The 16366-nt window shown below is 66.9% G+C and carries 8 protein-coding genes and 1 pseudogene; 2 read left to right on the top strand and 7 right to left on the bottom strand.

Translation table 11 applies throughout. The features are described from left to right. Positions 1 to 40: 40 nt before the first annotated feature. Positions 41 to 811 (top strand): FadR/GntR family transcriptional regulator, encoded by a 771-nt coding sequence (locus AC0CH8_RS06675; protein WP_204199644.1) that lies wholly within the window; start codon positions 41 to 43, stop codon positions 809 to 811. Positions 812 to 989: 178 nt separating this feature from the next. On the opposite strand, the gene AC0CH8_RS06670 is transcribed toward AC0CH8_RS06675, so the two are convergent. From AC0CH8_RS06670 to AC0CH8_RS06640, 7 genes and pseudogenes are all read right to left on the bottom strand, one after another. After that, positions 990 to 2999: an MGH1-like glycoside hydrolase domain-containing protein gene (locus AC0CH8_RS06670; protein WP_465239206.1), complete on the bottom strand. Its 2010-nt coding sequence runs from the start codon at positions 2997 to 2999 to the stop codon at positions 990 to 992. A 2-nt stretch (positions 3000 to 3001) separates the two neighbouring features. Continuing rightward, positions 3002 to 4024 (bottom strand): annotated as a pseudogene (locus tag AC0CH8_RS06665) (glycoside hydrolase family 43 protein); the annotation flags it as partial. 192 nt (positions 4025 to 4216) lie between these two features. Further along, entirely contained in the window at positions 4217 to 5236 is a 1020-nt protein-coding gene (locus AC0CH8_RS06660) for an arabinan endo-1,5-alpha-L-arabinosidase (RefSeq protein WP_465239205.1), read from the bottom strand. A gap of 10 nt (positions 5237 to 5246) precedes the next feature. Continuing rightward, positions 5247 to 6827, bottom strand: a complete 1581-nt coding sequence (locus AC0CH8_RS06655) for an alpha-N-arabinofuranosidase (protein WP_465239204.1) — start codon at positions 6825 to 6827, stop codon at positions 5247 to 5249. Between the two features lie 81 nt (positions 6828 to 6908). After that, the gene (locus AC0CH8_RS06650; RefSeq protein WP_465239203.1) at positions 6909 to 8276 is read right to left on the bottom strand and encodes a family 43 glycosylhydrolase; all 1368 of its coding nucleotides are present in this window, start codon (positions 8274 to 8276) and stop codon (positions 6909 to 6911) included. A 7-nt stretch (positions 8277 to 8283) separates the two neighbouring features. Beyond that, positions 8284 to 11280, bottom strand: coding sequence for a TonB-dependent receptor (locus AC0CH8_RS06645; protein WP_465239202.1), 2997 nt, complete (start codon positions 11278 to 11280; stop codon positions 8284 to 8286). A 231-nt stretch (positions 11281 to 11511) separates the two neighbouring features. Then, positions 11512 to 14730 carry a glycoside hydrolase family 2 TIM barrel-domain containing protein gene (locus AC0CH8_RS06640; RefSeq protein ID WP_465239201.1) on the bottom strand — a complete coding sequence of 1073 codons (3219 nt, stop codon included), beginning with the start codon at positions 14728 to 14730 and terminating at the stop codon, positions 11512 to 11514. A gap of 137 nt (positions 14731 to 14867) precedes the next feature. Between AC0CH8_RS06640 and AC0CH8_RS06635 the strand changes: the two genes are divergently transcribed. Next, entirely contained in the window at positions 14868 to 16364 is a 1497-nt protein-coding gene (locus tag AC0CH8_RS06635; protein WP_465239200.1) for a glycoside hydrolase, read from the top strand. Positions 16365 to 16366 lie beyond the last annotated feature (2 nt).

The following is a 16366-nucleotide window of genomic DNA, read 5'->3' as shown; positions in this document are numbered from 1 at the left end:
CCCGGATCGCCTGATAATAGTCGGGCGGGGAGAGATGCCGATGACCGATACCGACCTGCCCGACGCCCTGTTGCCGGGCGTTCTCCGGACCGTGGACGGCGTGCGCGTGCCGCGTGGCACCGGCCGGCGGCTGCATGGCGGCATCGCGCGCAAGCTGGGCATCGCCATCCTGTCCGGCGAGTACGTGCCGGGGCAAGTTCTGTCGGGCGAGGTCGCCTTTTCCGAAGCGCTCGACGTGTCGCGCAGCGCTTACCGCGAAGCCGTGCGCGTGCTGGCGGCGAAGGGGCTGGTCGAAAGCCGGCCCAAGGCGGGCACCCGCGTGCTGCCGCGCGACCGGTGGAACCTGCTCGACCCGGAGGTGCTCGCCTGGGCGTTCTCGGGCGAGCCCGACCGCGATCTGATCCGTGGCTTGTTCGAACTTCGCGGGATCGTCGAACCGGCAGCGGCGGCGCTGGCCGCCGAGCGGCGCGACCGTGTGCAGCTAAAGGCGATGAAGGACGCGCTGGCGGCGATGACCCGCCATACCTTGGCGAGCGAGGCGGGTCGCGCGGCGGACCGCGATTTCCACAACGCGATCCTGCATGCCACCGGCAATCCGGCGCTGATGGTGCTGAGCGCGAGCATCGGGGCGGCGGTGAACTGGACGACGCAGTTCAAGCAGCGTCAGCGCGCCCTGCCCCGCAACCCGATCCCGGACCATCGCGTGGTGCTCGACGCGATCGCAGCGGGCGACGGTCCGGCCGCGAGCGCGGCGATGAAGACGCTGGTCGATTTGGCGCTGGAGGATACGCAGCTGTCGATCGGGGGGTGAAAGCGTCGGACACGTCATGCCGGGCTAGTCCCGGCATGACGAGAACGCTTACGATCCTAGCCGCCCATCCGCCCCCCCAGCGAAAGCTGGGGTCTCGTGGAGAGGCGTACTCCGACAGCCAGAGACCCCAGCTTTCGCTGGGGTGACGAGAGAGTGGGATGCCGGCCGCCAGCCCGGATCAGTACAGCTTCGCCTCCACCAGCCGCATCGCCCGGTTGGGGGTCAAGTCGAACATCACGCGCACCTTGCTGGTCGTAGTCGCCGACCAGCGCGCGTGCGTGATCCCGTTCGCCACCGGTGGATCCGCCCGTGCGGGCAGATCGCGCCACGTGCCGCCAACCCACGCCTGCATCCGGTACGCACGCGGCGCAGCGAAGTGGCCGCCGTCCGCGAAGAAGGCGAGTTCGGCGCGCTCCAGCTTCACCGGCTTGCCGAGGTCGATCGCATACCATTGCTGCGCCGGAGAGGGCTTTGAGGACCAGCCATTGCCGAGTTCGGGGAAGAACCAGACGCGGCCATCGATCGCGTCGTGGACGTTTTCCGCTTCGTCGGCGGTGGACGCGCTGCCCTTGGGGAAGTCGGTGCGCTTCAGTTGCACCGCGCGATCGATCGGGCGATCGATGGGCGGCGGGGCGGAGCGCGTCACCGGCACGGTCAGACGACCGAGCGTCGCGCGCTGCGCCACCGCGCGGCCATCGACCTCGATCGACAGGCCCTTGCGCCCGTAATGCCGGCCGGTTGCGTCCCACGTCACGGCAACGCGGTGGCCATGATAGGGCACATCCTGCACGCGGAACCACGCCAGCGCCTGCGGATCGCGCGCGTCCGGCAGCAGCGGGTTCACCTCCAGCACGTCATCCGCACGCGGACGGATACCGACGAGGCCACCGAGGATCAGATCGGCATAGCCCGAGTGGAAGTAATGATGGCTACGGCCCAACCCGACGATCGGCCGGCCGGTGTCCGGATGGTAGTCCTCCTCCAGATCCAGCGCGTCGCCCTGGTAATGGAGCTGCGTGTACTGGCGCAGCAGGCGCATATAGTCGCCGCGCGTCACCACCGACTGTTTGTAGTGATCGAGCAAATTGGCCATGCCGAGCAGCACCTGCGTGGTCTGGAACGGCCAGACGGGACCATTCCACTGGCATTCGGGCCGACCGCCGGTGAACACGCCGTTCTCGTACCGATATTGGTGCATATAATATTGGTAGGAGGGTTCGACCGTCCGCATCCCGCCCGCACCGCCGAGTTCGGTCGGCGACAGGACGTGGCTCCACGCGGCGGCGAAGCGGGGATCGTCGGCGGCCAGATCGAACGTCCAGGGCAGATAGCCGACCAGTTCTCGACCGCGGATCGGCTCCCAGTATTTCACGAACTGATTGTCGACCTTGTACCGGTCGATGAAGTGGCCAAGCGCCGGGCTCCACAGGTCACGCTGCACCCGCGTCCGGATGTCGGCGGCACGCGTGGTATAGTCCCTCGCCGTCGCGGCATCGCCGGACAGCGCCGCGATCTCCGCGATCGCACGGGCGTTGGCAAACATATACGCGTTGATCGAGGGGCGGAACGCGTTGCCGCCGGTGAACCCCTCCTGCCCGCCGGAAGCGTCGATCGAGGAGATCGTATACTCGGTCGCATCGAGCAGCGGCTCGACCCAATACAGCCCCTTCGCCTTGTCGAAATGATCGTCCCACTGGCCGTAGAGCGTCCGCATCGCCGTCAGGTGCCGCGTCGCCCCCGCGCGATCGCCGTCCACCAGATACCGGCCCCACACGCTGTCGGCCATGTAGTCGGTAAAGTGGCGGTCGTTGCCACCATTATACATGTGCGCGATGTAATCGTCGGCGAAGCGCCGGTCGTTCAACCACCGCCCCTCGCCCAGATGGAAGCCGGTAGCGTCGTTCAGGCTGGCCCAGGGTTCGAGCTGCCAGCCCACATCATCGAGGAATTCCGTCGAGATGTAACCACGCTCGCCGAGGTCACGCTGATGCGCCCGGTAAAGCGACCACCGATAATAATAGACCGCGTCGATCTTCGGGTCGGCGGATTCGAAGAACGGGATGCGGTTCTCGTACCAGGGTGCATCGTTGCCGAACCGCGACTTGGCAATCGCCTTCGTGTCGAGCGCCGGCGGTGACGCCGCCGCACAGAGAAGCGCGGCGGTCGCCGCCAGCAGCAGCGCCTTCAACGCACCGGCCCGTTGGCGACGGGCGGGTCGAACTGCGGCACGCCGGCCGCGTCGTAGCGGATCGGCTGGACGCGGGTGTGGCGGTTCGGATCGAAGAGCGGGTCGCCCTTGATCGGCTCATAATCGCGCGCATGGAAGACGAGCATGTCCCGCCCGCGCTCGTCGACCGTGAAGCTGTTATGGCCGGGGCCGTAGATCTTGTGCGCGGCGCTGGTCTTCATCACCGGCTGTTGCGACTTCGCCCAGGCCGCAGGGTCCATGATGTCCGCGTCGTCCTTTGTGGTGAGCATACCCAGGCAGTAGCGCGCGTCGGTAGCGCTGGCCGAGTAGGTCATGAACAGCCGCCCGTTGCGGGCGAGCAGCGCCGGCGCCTCCGCGACCTTGTAGCCGCGGATTTCCCACGGCAGCGTCGGTACCGTCAGACGCACGGGCTTGGCCGCGAGCGTCAGCGGCGTCGCCAGCGGCGCGAGATACAGGTTGGAGTTGGTCTCGATCCCCGGCTCCCGCTGGGCCCACGCCAGATAGCGCGTGCCGCGGTGGACGAAGCTGGTGGAATCGAGGTTGAAGCTGTCCCACGGCGTTTCCAGCTGGCCGAGCACGGACCATTTGCCCGTCATCGGATCGGGACCGTCACACACGACCGCATAGGTGCGGATGCGGAACACGTCCTCGCCGCCGCCGCTGGGCCCGGCGGCGAAATACATGATCCAGCGACCGTCGATCAGGTGCAGTTCCGGTGCCCACAGGAAGCCGGACCGCGGCCCCGACGCCTCGTGCCGCCAGAGCACCGCTTCCTTCGCCGTCGTCAGCCCGGCGATCGTCTTCGACCGGCGCAGGACGAGCCGGTCGTACTCGGGAACCGAGCCGGTCAAGTAATACCAGCCGTCGGTGTGGCGGAACACCTGCGCATCGGCGCGCTGGCGGACCAGCGGGTTGACCGGCACGGCACGCCGCTGCGCCAACGCGGGCACCGCCAGGGTGGCGGTGGAGCCGGCGATGAACAGACGGCGGGTGATCGGATCCATGATGCTCTCCATTACGTCCTGTATCTTGTCATGTCGGCCGTCACACCTGCGTCGCCGCCAATCACCGTTCGCCCCGAGCCTGTCGCAGGGCTTTGGCGACGTACTTCGACAGGCTCCGCACGAACGGTCGGGGGACGTCCGAATGAGGCGAAGTTGTCGGCGGCTGCCCGTGTTTATGCATGTTCTGACGGATTACTGCTCCGCCACCGGCCACCCGTCCGCGCCCCAGCGGATGCGGGCGATGCGCAGTGTCGGCGCGCCCTTGTTCTGCCTGTCGTACGCATGATAGACGACGTAGTCCGTGCCGTCCTTGTCGCGGAACGCGCCGGCGTGGCCGGGTCCGCGGTAGCGCTGTTGCTCCTGAAGGTCGGCGCGCAGGAAGATCGTGCCGCCGCCCTGCAACATCGAACTACCGTCCTTGCCCAGATACGGCCCGGCGACCTCCTTCGATCGACCGACGACCGTGTAGTAGGTGCTCTGCGCGCCCTTGCAGCAATAGTCGTAGCTGGCGAGCAGCCAGTAGTAGCCGCCGTGATCGATCACGAACGGTGCCTCGATCGGCGCGGGGCCGTTGGCGGGCGCTGGGCGGCGGGCGATCGACACCGGCGCGGCACCGGGCTTCAGCAGCTTGCCGGTCTTCGGGTTCAGCTCGAACAGCTTGAGGCCGGTCCAGAAACTGCCGAGCGCGAGATACTGGCGACCGTCGCGCGCGACGATCAGGTTCGGGTCGATCGCGTTATAGTCGCTGTCCGACGTCGAGCCGACCACCATCCCCTCGTCGCGCCAGCCATAGCCGGGCGCGGCGGGATCGAGCGTCGCGCTGGTCGCCAGCCCGATCGCCGACCGGTTCGACCCGAAGGTCGAGACGGAATAATAGAGGCGGTAACGTCCGTTCACATAACTGATGTCGGGGGCCCACATGCCCTTCGTGCCGGGCACCGCCTTCGTCGCCCATTCGGGCAACGCGGCGATCGGCGACGGGGCCTCTGCCCAGTGGATCAGGTCCTTCGATGTCCGCGCGCCGAGCATCTGGCCCGGCCCCAGACCGGTCCCATAGACGTAATAGGTATCGCCGGCGCGGATGATGACCGGATCGTGGACAGGGGCGATCGCCCCCTCCAGCCGCGTGTTGAGCGGCGACGGCGGCTCCTGGGCGACCGTCGCTCCCCCTGCAAGCAGGGAGAGCGCGGCGGCAAGGACGATCCGGATCATCGGACTTTCCTCAGCGCAGGTCGAGCATCACGACCGACTTGGGCGGCAGCGTGACGGTCAGCGTTCCGCCGCCGAGCTGCGCGCCGTTGAAGGCGGTCGGCACGACATTGTTCGGCTGATCGAACGTGTTGATCGCCGTCATCGTCGGGGCGGTGACGATCGTGCCGGTGACGCCGCTGGCGGTGACGCCGGTCAGCGTCGTCGACACGGTGATCGACCGGTTCGGATCGCTGTTGGCCATGCCGACATGGACCTGACCCGCCTTGTCGCGGACCGCGCTCGCGCTGACGGTGGGGACGACCCACTTGTCCTTGTTGTACCAGGGCGACTTCAGTTCGATCGGCAGCACCGTCGCGTCCATGTACGGCTTGTACATCTTGAAGACGTGATAGGTCGGCGTCAGGACCATCTTCGGCCCCTCGGTCAGGATCATCGCCTGCAGCACGTTGACCATCTGCGCGATCGCGGTCAGCTTCACGCGGTCGGCATGCTTGGCGAAGATGTTGAGGTTGATCGCCGCGACCAGCGCGTCGCGCAGCGAGTTCTGCTGGCGCAGGAAGCCCGGATGCGTGCCCTCGTCCTGCCCGTACCACGTGCCCCATTCGTCGATCGCCAGCCAGATCCGCTTGTTCGGATCGTACTTGTCCATGATCTTGGAATGCTTGGTGATGATCTCGTCCATCCGCCACGTTTCCGCGAGCGTCTCGGCCCAGCCGGCCTCGTCGAACTTGGATGGCGACATGCTCGGCGCCCAGCCGCCGGGGACGGTGTAGTAATGGAGCGACAGCGCATCGATCTGACCCGATGCGTCGCGGATCATCGTTTCCGTCCACTCGTAATCGTCGCTGTTCGCGCCCGATGCGACCTTCAGGATGCGGGTGCCCGCCGGCGCCTTGATGAAGGTCGCGTAGCGACGCGTCACGTCCGCCGCATAGGGTGCGCGCATGTTGCCGCCGCAGCCCCACAGTTCGTTGCCGACGCCGAACAGCGGCACCTTCCACGGCTCCTTGCGGCCGTTCTTAGCACGCTCGTCGGCCAGCGTACCGGCGGGCGAGGTCATGTATTCGACCCACTCCGCCATTTCCTGCGGGCTGCCGTTGCCGACGTTGCCGCTGATATAGGCGTCCGCGCCGACCTGTTCCGCGAGGTCCATGAACTCGTGCGTGCCGACGGTGTTCGGCTCGGTCACGCCGCCCCAGTGGGTGTTGATCTTGACCGGGCGCTTCGCCTTCGGCCCGATTCCCTCGCGCCAGTGATATTCGTCGGCGAAACAGCCGCCCGGCCAGCGGATGACGGGCACGCCCAGCCCCTTCAGCGCGCCGACCACGTCGTTGCGGAAGCCGCGCGTGTTCGGAATCTTGCGATCGTTGCCGACCCACAGGCCGCCATAGATGCCGTTGCCGAGATGCTCCGCAAACTGCGTGAAGACGCGGCGGTCGTAGGTCGCGCCGGGCGTGTCGCCGCGGACGGTCGCAGTCGCGGTGAGCGTACCCTGCGCTGTGGCGGCAGGTGCCTGCTCGGTTTGGGCGACGGCGCCACCGCTGGTCGTCAGCAGCAGGGCGGCGGCGAATGTGCGCCAGGTCCTCATCATCGATCTCTCCCGTCTCGTGTCCGTCATCGTCGCAGCGATGTTCGATTACTCGGACATAACGGGTCGTTCATGCTCGCGCAATCAGTCGATCGACCATTCCCATACACCGATGTCCTTGGAATCGGCGAAAACCATCCGCAGCCAGCGGGTGGTCGCCGGGTGTGCGACGACGATCGGCGAACCGCTGCGAACCGCGTCCGGAGCCAGCGCCGACCAGGTGCGACCGTCGCGCGACTGCTCGATGCGGAAACGATATGGCTTCGTCGCAAATTCGGGCCGAAGTCGCGTTTCGCGAACCTGCCGGATCGCGCCGAGATCGGCGATCAGGGTCGCAGCACCCGTTCCCGTTGGTTTCCACACAGTGGCGTAATTATCGTCCGCTGCACGATCCGGTCCGTGCAGCGAATCGCCCGCGCTGCCACTCGCCTGCCAGCGGAGACCGCGACGGCGCTGGGCTGCGAAGCCGGACACCGCCGCACCGGTATGGGTCGGTATGACCTTCGCGATCGTGCCGTCCGCCGCGAATAGAAGCGCGTCGACCGCCACCTGCCGCTTCACCTCGGTGCCGGGGGAATCGAAGGGCAAGCCCTGCCGGTGGTAGAGGATGTAGGGCTTGCCGCCCGCGCGGAAGATGGCGTGGTGGCCGGGGCTGATGACCTGTCGCGCGGCGTCGGTCTGAAGGATCGGGCTGGTCGCGCCCTCCGTGAACGGGCCGAACGGCGTCGCGCCGACGGCATAGCGGACCTTGTACGTGTCCTTGGTCGTGTTGCCGTCGCTGTAGGTCAGGAAATAACGGCCGTTCGCCTTCACCATGAAGGGCCCCTCGAAATAGTTCGTGGGCGTCACGTCGCGGACCGGACCGTCGAAGCCGATCATGTCGGGTTTCAGCTTCGCGACGAAGCAATGCCCGTTGGTCCAGTTCCAGCCGGAGCCCCAGTACAGATACGCCTGCCCGTCGTCGTCGATGAAGGCCTCCGCGTCGATCATGTGATACTTCGGCGCGAACGCCTTGTTCACCAGCGGCTTGCCGCCATTCGCATCGCGCCACGGCCCCGCCGCCGAGGGTGCAGTACCGACCCAGATCTCGTTGCCTACCGAGACGTACATCCACCAGCGGCCATCCCTCGCCTGCACGACGGACGGTGCCCAGACCTTGGCGTCGCCCGACGTGGGGCTGGTCGCCGCCCGTTTGGTCGGCCAGTCGGGTGTCGAGAAGGTCCAGTCGCGCCCGTTGTCCGACTGCCAGAGGCCGAGCCGGTCATCGCCCCACGGGTCGATCGTCGCGAAGATGTACCAGCGGCCCTTGTCGCGCACGATCGACGGGTCGGCGAAATAGCCCGGCAGCAACGGGTTGCCCGCACCGGGCGCATCCCAACGCGGTGCCGGAACGTCCGCTGCCACCCCCGCTCCGGCGAGACACAGAGCGAGGATGGCGAACGCGTTTTTCATCGTAACCTCAGAACCGGAACCGGGCACCGAGGCTGTAGTAGCGCCCTTCCTCGCGAACATCGCGCGGGAAGAACTGCGTGGCATTGTAGTTGCGGTAGTTGTTGAACGGCGTCGCCAGGATGTTGTTGATATCCGCCGTCAGCGTCAGGTTCTTGAACGGCGTGTAGGCCAGCGAATAATCGAGCCGCTCAACCGCGCGCGTCGTCTCGCCGGCATATTGCTCCTCGTTGACGTTGCGGTTGAAGCTGTTCACGTACTGGCTGCGACGATTGTACGACAGCCGCGTCGAGATCGGCCCGCGCTCGTAGAAGGCCGTCAGGTTGTACGTCCACTTCGACACGCCGGTGATCGGCACGATCGGGGCCTGCTCGCCCAGGGCCGAGGGCAGTTCGTTGGTGCCATCGAGATAGGTGACGTTCGCCTGTCCGCCGAATCCGCTGAGGAACCCGGGCAGGAAGTCGAAGAACGACTGGACGCCGATTTCCGCGCCCTTGACCTTGCCGGCCCCGGCATTTTCCGGCTGCGTCAACTGGACCCGGCCCAACCCCTCGAAGTTCTCGACCGGGTTGGTGTAGGTGTTGATGAAGCCGTACAGGTCGCGATAGAATACCGCGCCGGTCAGCGACCCCGTCTTCGAGAAATACCATTCCAGCGTGGCATCGAAGTTGTTCGAGGTCAGCGGCTGGAGGTTGGGATTGCCGCGGGTGATGAAGGCGTTGAACAGCGGCTGTCCGTCCGGCCCGGTGGTCTGCCCGCCCGAGGTCTGGCTGTTGAACGTCACGGTCGCGCCCGGGTTCAACTGACCGAAGGTGGGGCGGGTGCGCGTTTCCGTATAGGCGAAGCGCGCCTGGAATTTGGGCGTGAACTTGATCCGCATATTCGCAGACGGCAGGATATCGAGGTAGTTCTGCTTGTTCGTGATCGGATCGATGCTGGCGACGCCCGCGGCATCGACCGAACGCTGGAAGCCCGAATAGCGGCCGTCGGTGTTCACTGCGCGCACGCCGAACGTCCCGTCGATCTCCAGACCGCCGACAGTCAGTTCATACTTGCCCTGCGCGTAGAAGGCGTAGGTCTGCTCGGCCGCGGTGAAGCCGCCAAGCGGATCCAGCGGAATGATCGCCGTCTGGAAACGGGCGAGGTTGTCGGCGATGCCCGCATCGGTCGGGTTCGCCGCCGCAAGCTGCGTCAGCGCCGCGATCGACGCCTGCTGAAGACCAGCGAAATTCTCGCGGATGTTCGAACGGCTCGGCATCAGCCAGTTCTGGAATCCGGGCAGCGTGTCGCTGCGGAAGCCGTCCGTCACCGTCTCCAGCGCGCCCGACGGCAGGCTGGCGAGCGGGATGCCGAGTGTCGAGGTGTTCGCGTAGCGGTTGCCCTGGTCCAGGCTGGAATTGCGATCGACGTAGCGGACGCCGAACTGGATCGACGGCAGCACCGCGAAGTCGGTGGCGAGATCGACGTCGGCGCGCCACTGGATGCCGTCGCCCTTCGCCTTGTAGCGACGCTCGTAATAGCCGCGCCACGCATAGTTGGCGGGGTTCTGCGCGTCATAGCCGTTCAGATCGTAATCGACCGATCCCTTCACGTCGAACGCCGCGTTGACGGTGGGCGCGGAGGTGAACTGGGAGTCGAGGCTGTACTCGCTCGCGGTGTAGGTCGACGTGGTATAGGCGAAATCGCTCGAAATCTTCGCGCGACCGACACTCCAGACGAAGCCGATCGCCCCCTGATAGGTGTCGGTGCGGTCGTTGTTGGTCGAACGGTACATCTCTGCCGGGTAGCCGCCGGTCTTGGTCAGGCTGGCGGCCTTGTTCGGCTCACCCTCGACGAGCACGACGTTGCTCAGGGTCGGGCGGACGCCGTCGACGCTCGCGCGTTCGAGGTTGGCGTTGAACCACTCGTTCGCCGCCTCGCCGCGATACGCCTGCCACAGGCCGTCGGCATAGATTTCGAGGTTCGACGCAGGCTTCCACTGGAGCGAGCCATTGATCGACGGCCGCCAGCGCTTGCCGCGGCTGTAGTAATTGCCGATCGAGCCGGGGAAGGCGAACGCGTTGCCGACGCCGGGAGTGGTGACCGGCAGGTCGTCGTCGGTGGTGCCGAGGTCGCCGACCGGCGTCCGCACGAACGCCTCGTCATAGCGGACGGCGTTGCGATAGTGCGACTGCGTATAGGCGAAGTTGATGAGCGCGCCGAAGTCGCCGATCCCCGTCTCCCAACGGTTGCTGATGAGCAGGTTGCCGTTGGGGTCGTATTTGTTCGACTGGTCGTTGTACGTACCGCGGATCGCGCCGGCGATCTCCAGCCCGTCGAAGTCGAACGGGCGACGCGAGCGCACGTTGATCAGGCCGGCGAGGCCCGGCTCGATCAGGTTCGACGTGCCCGACTTGTATACCTCCAGCGCGGCCAACGCACCGGCTGGGAAATCCTGCAACGCGACGCCGCGGTTCTCCGCAGTGAAGATCTCGCGACCGTTGAAGGTGGTCGTCAGGTCGGGCAAGCCGCGGACCAGCACGCCGTTCGCTTCGTCGTTCGAGCGGTTGACCTGCACGCCGGTGATGCGGGCGAGCGCCTCCGACGCGTTGTTGTCGGGCAGCTTGCCGATATCCTCGGCAACGATCGCGTCGATGATCGAGTCGGAGTCGCGCTTCAACGCCTGCGCGGAGCTGAGGCTTTGGCGGAACCCGGTCACGACGATATCGCCGTCGTCGCCTTGCGCGGCGTAGCCGGCGGGCGGTGCGGCCCGTGCCGCCTGCTGGTCCTGGCCGCCCTCCGGCGACTGCGGCGCGGTCGGCGTCTGCGGAGCGGCCGGCCCGGGGGCGATATCGGAGCCGGGGTTGACCTGAGCCGCGGTGTCGGCGGCGGGCGCATCCTGCGCGGTGGCGGCGGGCGCATCCTGCGCGGTGGCGGCAGGCGCATCCTGCGCGGCGGCGGGCATCGCGCCGGCGATCACCAACGCCATCGTGGCGCTCGACAACAGGAATAGGGGTGCGCGCTTCATCGTCTCGTCCTCTCCACCGGTGCGATGTGCACCGTGCGGCCGTGCTCGGCCTGCTGAACCCGGGAGATCCCGACGCCGGACGGCGGCGGTAATACCCGCCGCCGCGCTAGTCCGCTTTATCGGACGAATGCAATATATGTCGGACTTAACAATGCGATAAGCGGCGGGAGTGTGGCCGATCTGCACTCCCGCCGCGACGTAACGCGCTCATTCCGCGGCCAGTTGACGGAACTACTGCGGCTCGGTCGCCTTCGCCGGCTTCGCCTTTGTCGGAGTTGTACCCTCGCCTGCAAACGGTTCGAAGCGGAAGGCGACGCGTGTCGGCTCCAGCTTCGTGCGGTACTGCATGTGCGGCTTGCCGACATCGCTCCACGTCGTGTCGCCACCGACGCCCCACTGCGCCGCGTCGATCAGCAACGATACCTGGCCATGCGGCACGATGTCGCTCGACTTCCACGTTCCCGGCGCGCGGCGATAGAGATCGGTGTAGGGAAATGCCAGTGCGTTCATCATCAGCGGCGTCTCGCTGACGACCCTCAACCCGTTACCCGCGCCCGACAATTCCATCCAGCGCACGTCGACCTTGTTGCCGGTGTCCTGCGGCCGCATGAAATCGTGGTTCTGCTCCGCGATCGCACCGCGCCACAGGCCGATTGCCGCACTCGTCTTGCGATCGACATAGCTTTCGTGCGGCCCGCGCCCATACCACTCCACCGTCTTGATGCTGGTCGGCATCGCATATTGCAGGCCGACGCGGATCGGCGGCGGCAGGTCGCTCTTCAGCGGCGTCAGTTCGCCCGCGACCGCGACCGATCCGTCGCCCGCCATCGTGTAGGTGGTGACGAAGCGTACAGCCCCTGCCCCCATCTCGTGATCTACGACGATCTCCGCCCCCGCATCGGTCTTGCGCACCGCAACCGAGCGCACCTGACGCTCGTCGTTGAAGCCCTTCCACGGCCCGACCAGGGCGATGACGCCGTTGGCGGTGTCGTTGTCGGTTTCCGCGCGCCAGAAATGCGGCGCGCCGCCGGTCGCCAGCACCGTACCGCCGCGGGCATAGCCGTCGACCAGTCCGGTCTTGCGATCGATCGTCAGGCTTGCGTTGCCCGCCGACAGCCGCACCGCATCGGCGGTGTCGCGCACCGCCACCGCGCCGCTGCGCGCGACGACCGGTTTCGGCGTACTGCCCATGGCGAACTGCTCCCACCCGACCGTGTAGCCGGCGGGTACCAGCGGCACCGCGTTCGCCTTGGCACGGGCGCGGACGGTGACGAGATACTCCGCGCCCGACTTGCGCGTGAAGGCGGGCAGCGGCAGCGTCACCACCTCCGCCGAACGCGCGGCGAGCGTCAGTGCGGGTAGCGCGCCCTGCGCCACGGCGACGCCGTCTTCCTCCACGACCCAGTCGAAGTCGAAGCCGGACAGGTCGCGAAAATCGTGACGGTTGCGCACGGTGACGCGACCGGTCGCGGGATCGAACCCGTCGAACTGGATTGGCGAGAGGACCTTCTGGACCTCGTACAGTTGAGGGTTGGGCGTGCGGTCGGGCTGGTTCAGGCCGTCGCCGAACTCGATGTCGCCGCCGGGGTTCGGACCGTATTCGCCGCCGTCGCCCCAATAGCGACGACCGTCCTTGGTGTACCGGTACATCGACTGGTCCACCCAGTCCCAGATGAAGCCGCCCTGCAGCTTGTCGTATTTGTAGATGGTGTCCCAATAATCCTTGAAGTTGCCGCCGGAATTGCCCTGCATGTGCGCGTACTCGCACTGGATCATCGGCTGCGTGCGGGTCGGGTCGGTCGCCCAGTCCACCATCTTCTCGATGTCGTCGTACATCGGCGCATAGATGTCGACGAAGCCGTTGGGCGCATGATTCCAGTCGAGCGTACCCCAGCCCAGATACGAGATCAGCCGCGAAGGATCGCGGCGGCGGGCGGCGGCGGCGGCCTTCTCGAAATTGGGGCCGATGCCGGCTTCGTTGCCCAGCGACCAGAAGATGATCGAAGGGTGGTTCTTGTCCCGCTCGACCATGTTGGTGACGCGACTGACGTGCGCGCCCTCCCAGGCCGGGTCGAAGCCGATCTGGAGCTTCGGGCGGAGCTCCGGATGCTTGTTCGCGTAGTCCATGTACGCGTGGCTCTCGATATTGGCCTCGTCCATCACGTAGAGGCCGTATTCGTCGGCGAGGTCGTACCAGCGCGGGTCGTTCGGATAATGCGACGTCCGCACCGCGTTGATGTTGTTGCGCTTCATCAACTCGATATCGCGGCGCATCGACGCTTCGGAGATGACGTGGAACGTCTCCGGATCATGCTCATGCCGATTGACGCCGCGGATCATGATCTGGCGACCGTTGACCACCACCCGGGCGTTCTTGATCTCGACCGTACGGAACCCGATCCGCTGCGGCGTGGCCTGGATGACGGTGCCGTCGGCGTCGAGCAATTCGACCATCAGCTTGTAGAGGTTGGGCGTCTCCGCCGACCACGCGCGCACGCCCGGCACCGGCGCGGACAGCGTCACGGTGCGCTCGGCGCGACCGGGCGCGACGCGCGCCTCCTTCACCAGCACCTGACGATCGCCGTCCATCAGCGTCATGCGCGCGGTCATCGGCTTGGTCGAGGGCGTCACCGCGAGTTCGGTCGCCAGCGTGCCGTTGCGATAGGAGCCGTCGAGCCCCGCCTTCACGAACAGGTCGCGCACGCGCGACTTGGGTGCGGCGACCATGTACACCGAGCGCTCGATCCCCGACACGCGCCAGAAATCCTGATCCTCGATGTAGCTGCCGTCCGACCAGCGGTGCACCTGGATCGCCACCGTGTTGCGGCCCGGCTTCACCAGCCGCGTGACGTCGAAGTCGCTGGGAAGCTTGGAGTCCTCCGAATAGCCGGCCTCCTGCCCGTTCACCCACACGCGGTAGGCGGAACCGGCCGCGCCGATGTGCAGGACCACGTCCTCCCCCGCCCACCCGGCGGGCAGTTCGATATCGCGCCGGTACGATCCGACCGGGTTGGTCGCGTGCGGGATCAGCGGCCGGTTGGCGGGAAATGGATAGGTGATGTTGTTGTAGCGCGGCTGGTCGTAACCCTCGGTCTGCCAGTCGGCGGGGACCTTGATGCTCTTCCACGCGGCGACGTCGTAATCCGGCCGCTCGAACCCGGCCGGCACCGCGTCGGAGGAGGGCGAGAAGGCGAACTTCCACTGCCCGTCGAGCGACAGGTAGCGCGACGACCTGGTCATGTCGCCGGCGGTCGCCGCGGCGAGGCTTTCGTACGGGAAGTGCGTGGCGCTGGCGGGCATCTTGCCGCGCGCATAGACTGCCGGGTTCTCCCAGTCGGGTCGGCTGGGATCGACCTGCACCGGCTGGACACGGGGCGCGCCGTCCTGCGCAACCGCAGCCGCCGTCACTGCGAGGAGCGAACCGCTCGCGAGGATGGTCCAGTGCTTCAAAACGTCTCTCCCTGCCCGCGGCCTCACCAGCCTGCTGATCTTGTATGACAATACAGATGAAATAGGGTTGCGCAACTGGTAGGCAGTGCCTGCCCGAACGATTGCAGACGCCATTCAATTGGCGGGAGAGGTACAGAATGACGATGTCACGCCGCACGATCCTGGCCGCTGCGGTGGCTTCCCTGACGGCCGCGCCCGCACTGGCGGCCGATCCCGCCGTGACGCTGCCGATCCGCGTCGATGTCGAGCATCCGGGCACGCCGTTCGAGGGGTGGGGAACCGCGTTGGCGTGGTTCGCGAGCATCACCGGCGGCTATCCGGATGCGACGCGCAACCGGCTGGCGGACCTGTTCTACGGACCGGACGGGCTCGGCTGGACGATCGCGCGGTACAATATCGGCGGCGGCAATCCGCCGGGCACGTCGGGGTACTTGCGCGTCGGCGGTGCGATCCCCGGCTTCTGGCGGCAACCCGCGGGGACGACGGGTAACGACTGGTGGCGCGCCGACGAAGCGCGGATGTGGGACTGGTCGGCCGACGCGTCGCAACGCTGGTGGCTGGATGCGATCCGGGTCCGCGTGAAGACGCCGATCTACGAGGCGTTCTCCAACTCGCCCCCTTGGTTCATGACGGTCAGCGGCAAGGTGTCGGGCGCGGAGAAGGCGACCGACGACAATCTCCGCCCCGGCCACGAAGCGACGTTTGCAACCTATCTCGCGCGCGTGGTCGAGGAATTGCAGCGCCGCCACGGAATCGCGTTCCGCACGCTGTCGCCGGTCAACGAGCCCAATACCGATTACTGGTTCGCCGCGAACAAGCAGGAGGGAGCGCACTGGTCGCCCGCGCGGCAGGCGATGATGATCGACGCCAGCGACGCGGCGCTCAAGGCGCGCGGGCTGAAGACCGTCGTCTCCGCCCCCGACGAGACGAGTTCGAACCTGTTCCTCGACGACTGGGCCGGCTACCCGGCCGCGACGCGTGCGCGGATCGGGCAGTTGAACGTCCACTCGTACGGCATTCTGAACCAGAGCGGCGTGCGCGATGCGGCGCGGGCGGCCAACATCCGGCTGTGGATGTCGGAGGTCGACCTGTCCGCCGACAAGACGGTCGAAGATTTCACCGACATCCGCCCCGCGCTGGCGCTGGGCGAACGGATCGTCGGCGACCTCAAGAAACTGGAACCCTCCGCGTGGGTGTTCTGGCAGGCGGTCGAGGACGACAGCGCGCGCGACGGCAAGCCGGGGTCGAACTGGGGCCTGATCAAGATGGACCTGCGCGCCGCGGCCGCGGGGCCGCACCGGATCACGATCACGCCCAAATACTGGGCGATGGCGAACTTCAGCCGCTACATCAGGCCCGGCATGTCGCTGGTCAAAGTGGATGACGTCGACAGCGTCGCGGCGTCGAGCGCGGACGGCGCGGAGGTGGCGCTGGTCCACGTCAACCCGGGCTGGTCGCCGCGCAATCTCGTAATGGCGTTACCCGGCGCGTGGCGCGTCGAGACGGTCGTCACCGATGCCGGGCATAAGGCGGAGACGACCGGATCGGCGCAGGCGTGCGGCACGATCCGCGCGGTCGCGCCGCCGCGGGGGATCACGACGCTGAGGCTGGTGCGGACGGCGACCCGCTGCTGACC

It is taken from the genome of Sphingomonas sp. AC435, from assembly GCF_979253005.1.
The sequence above is the reverse complement of the archived record's forward strand: the minus strand, read 5'-3'. Positions and strand labels throughout refer to the sequence as shown.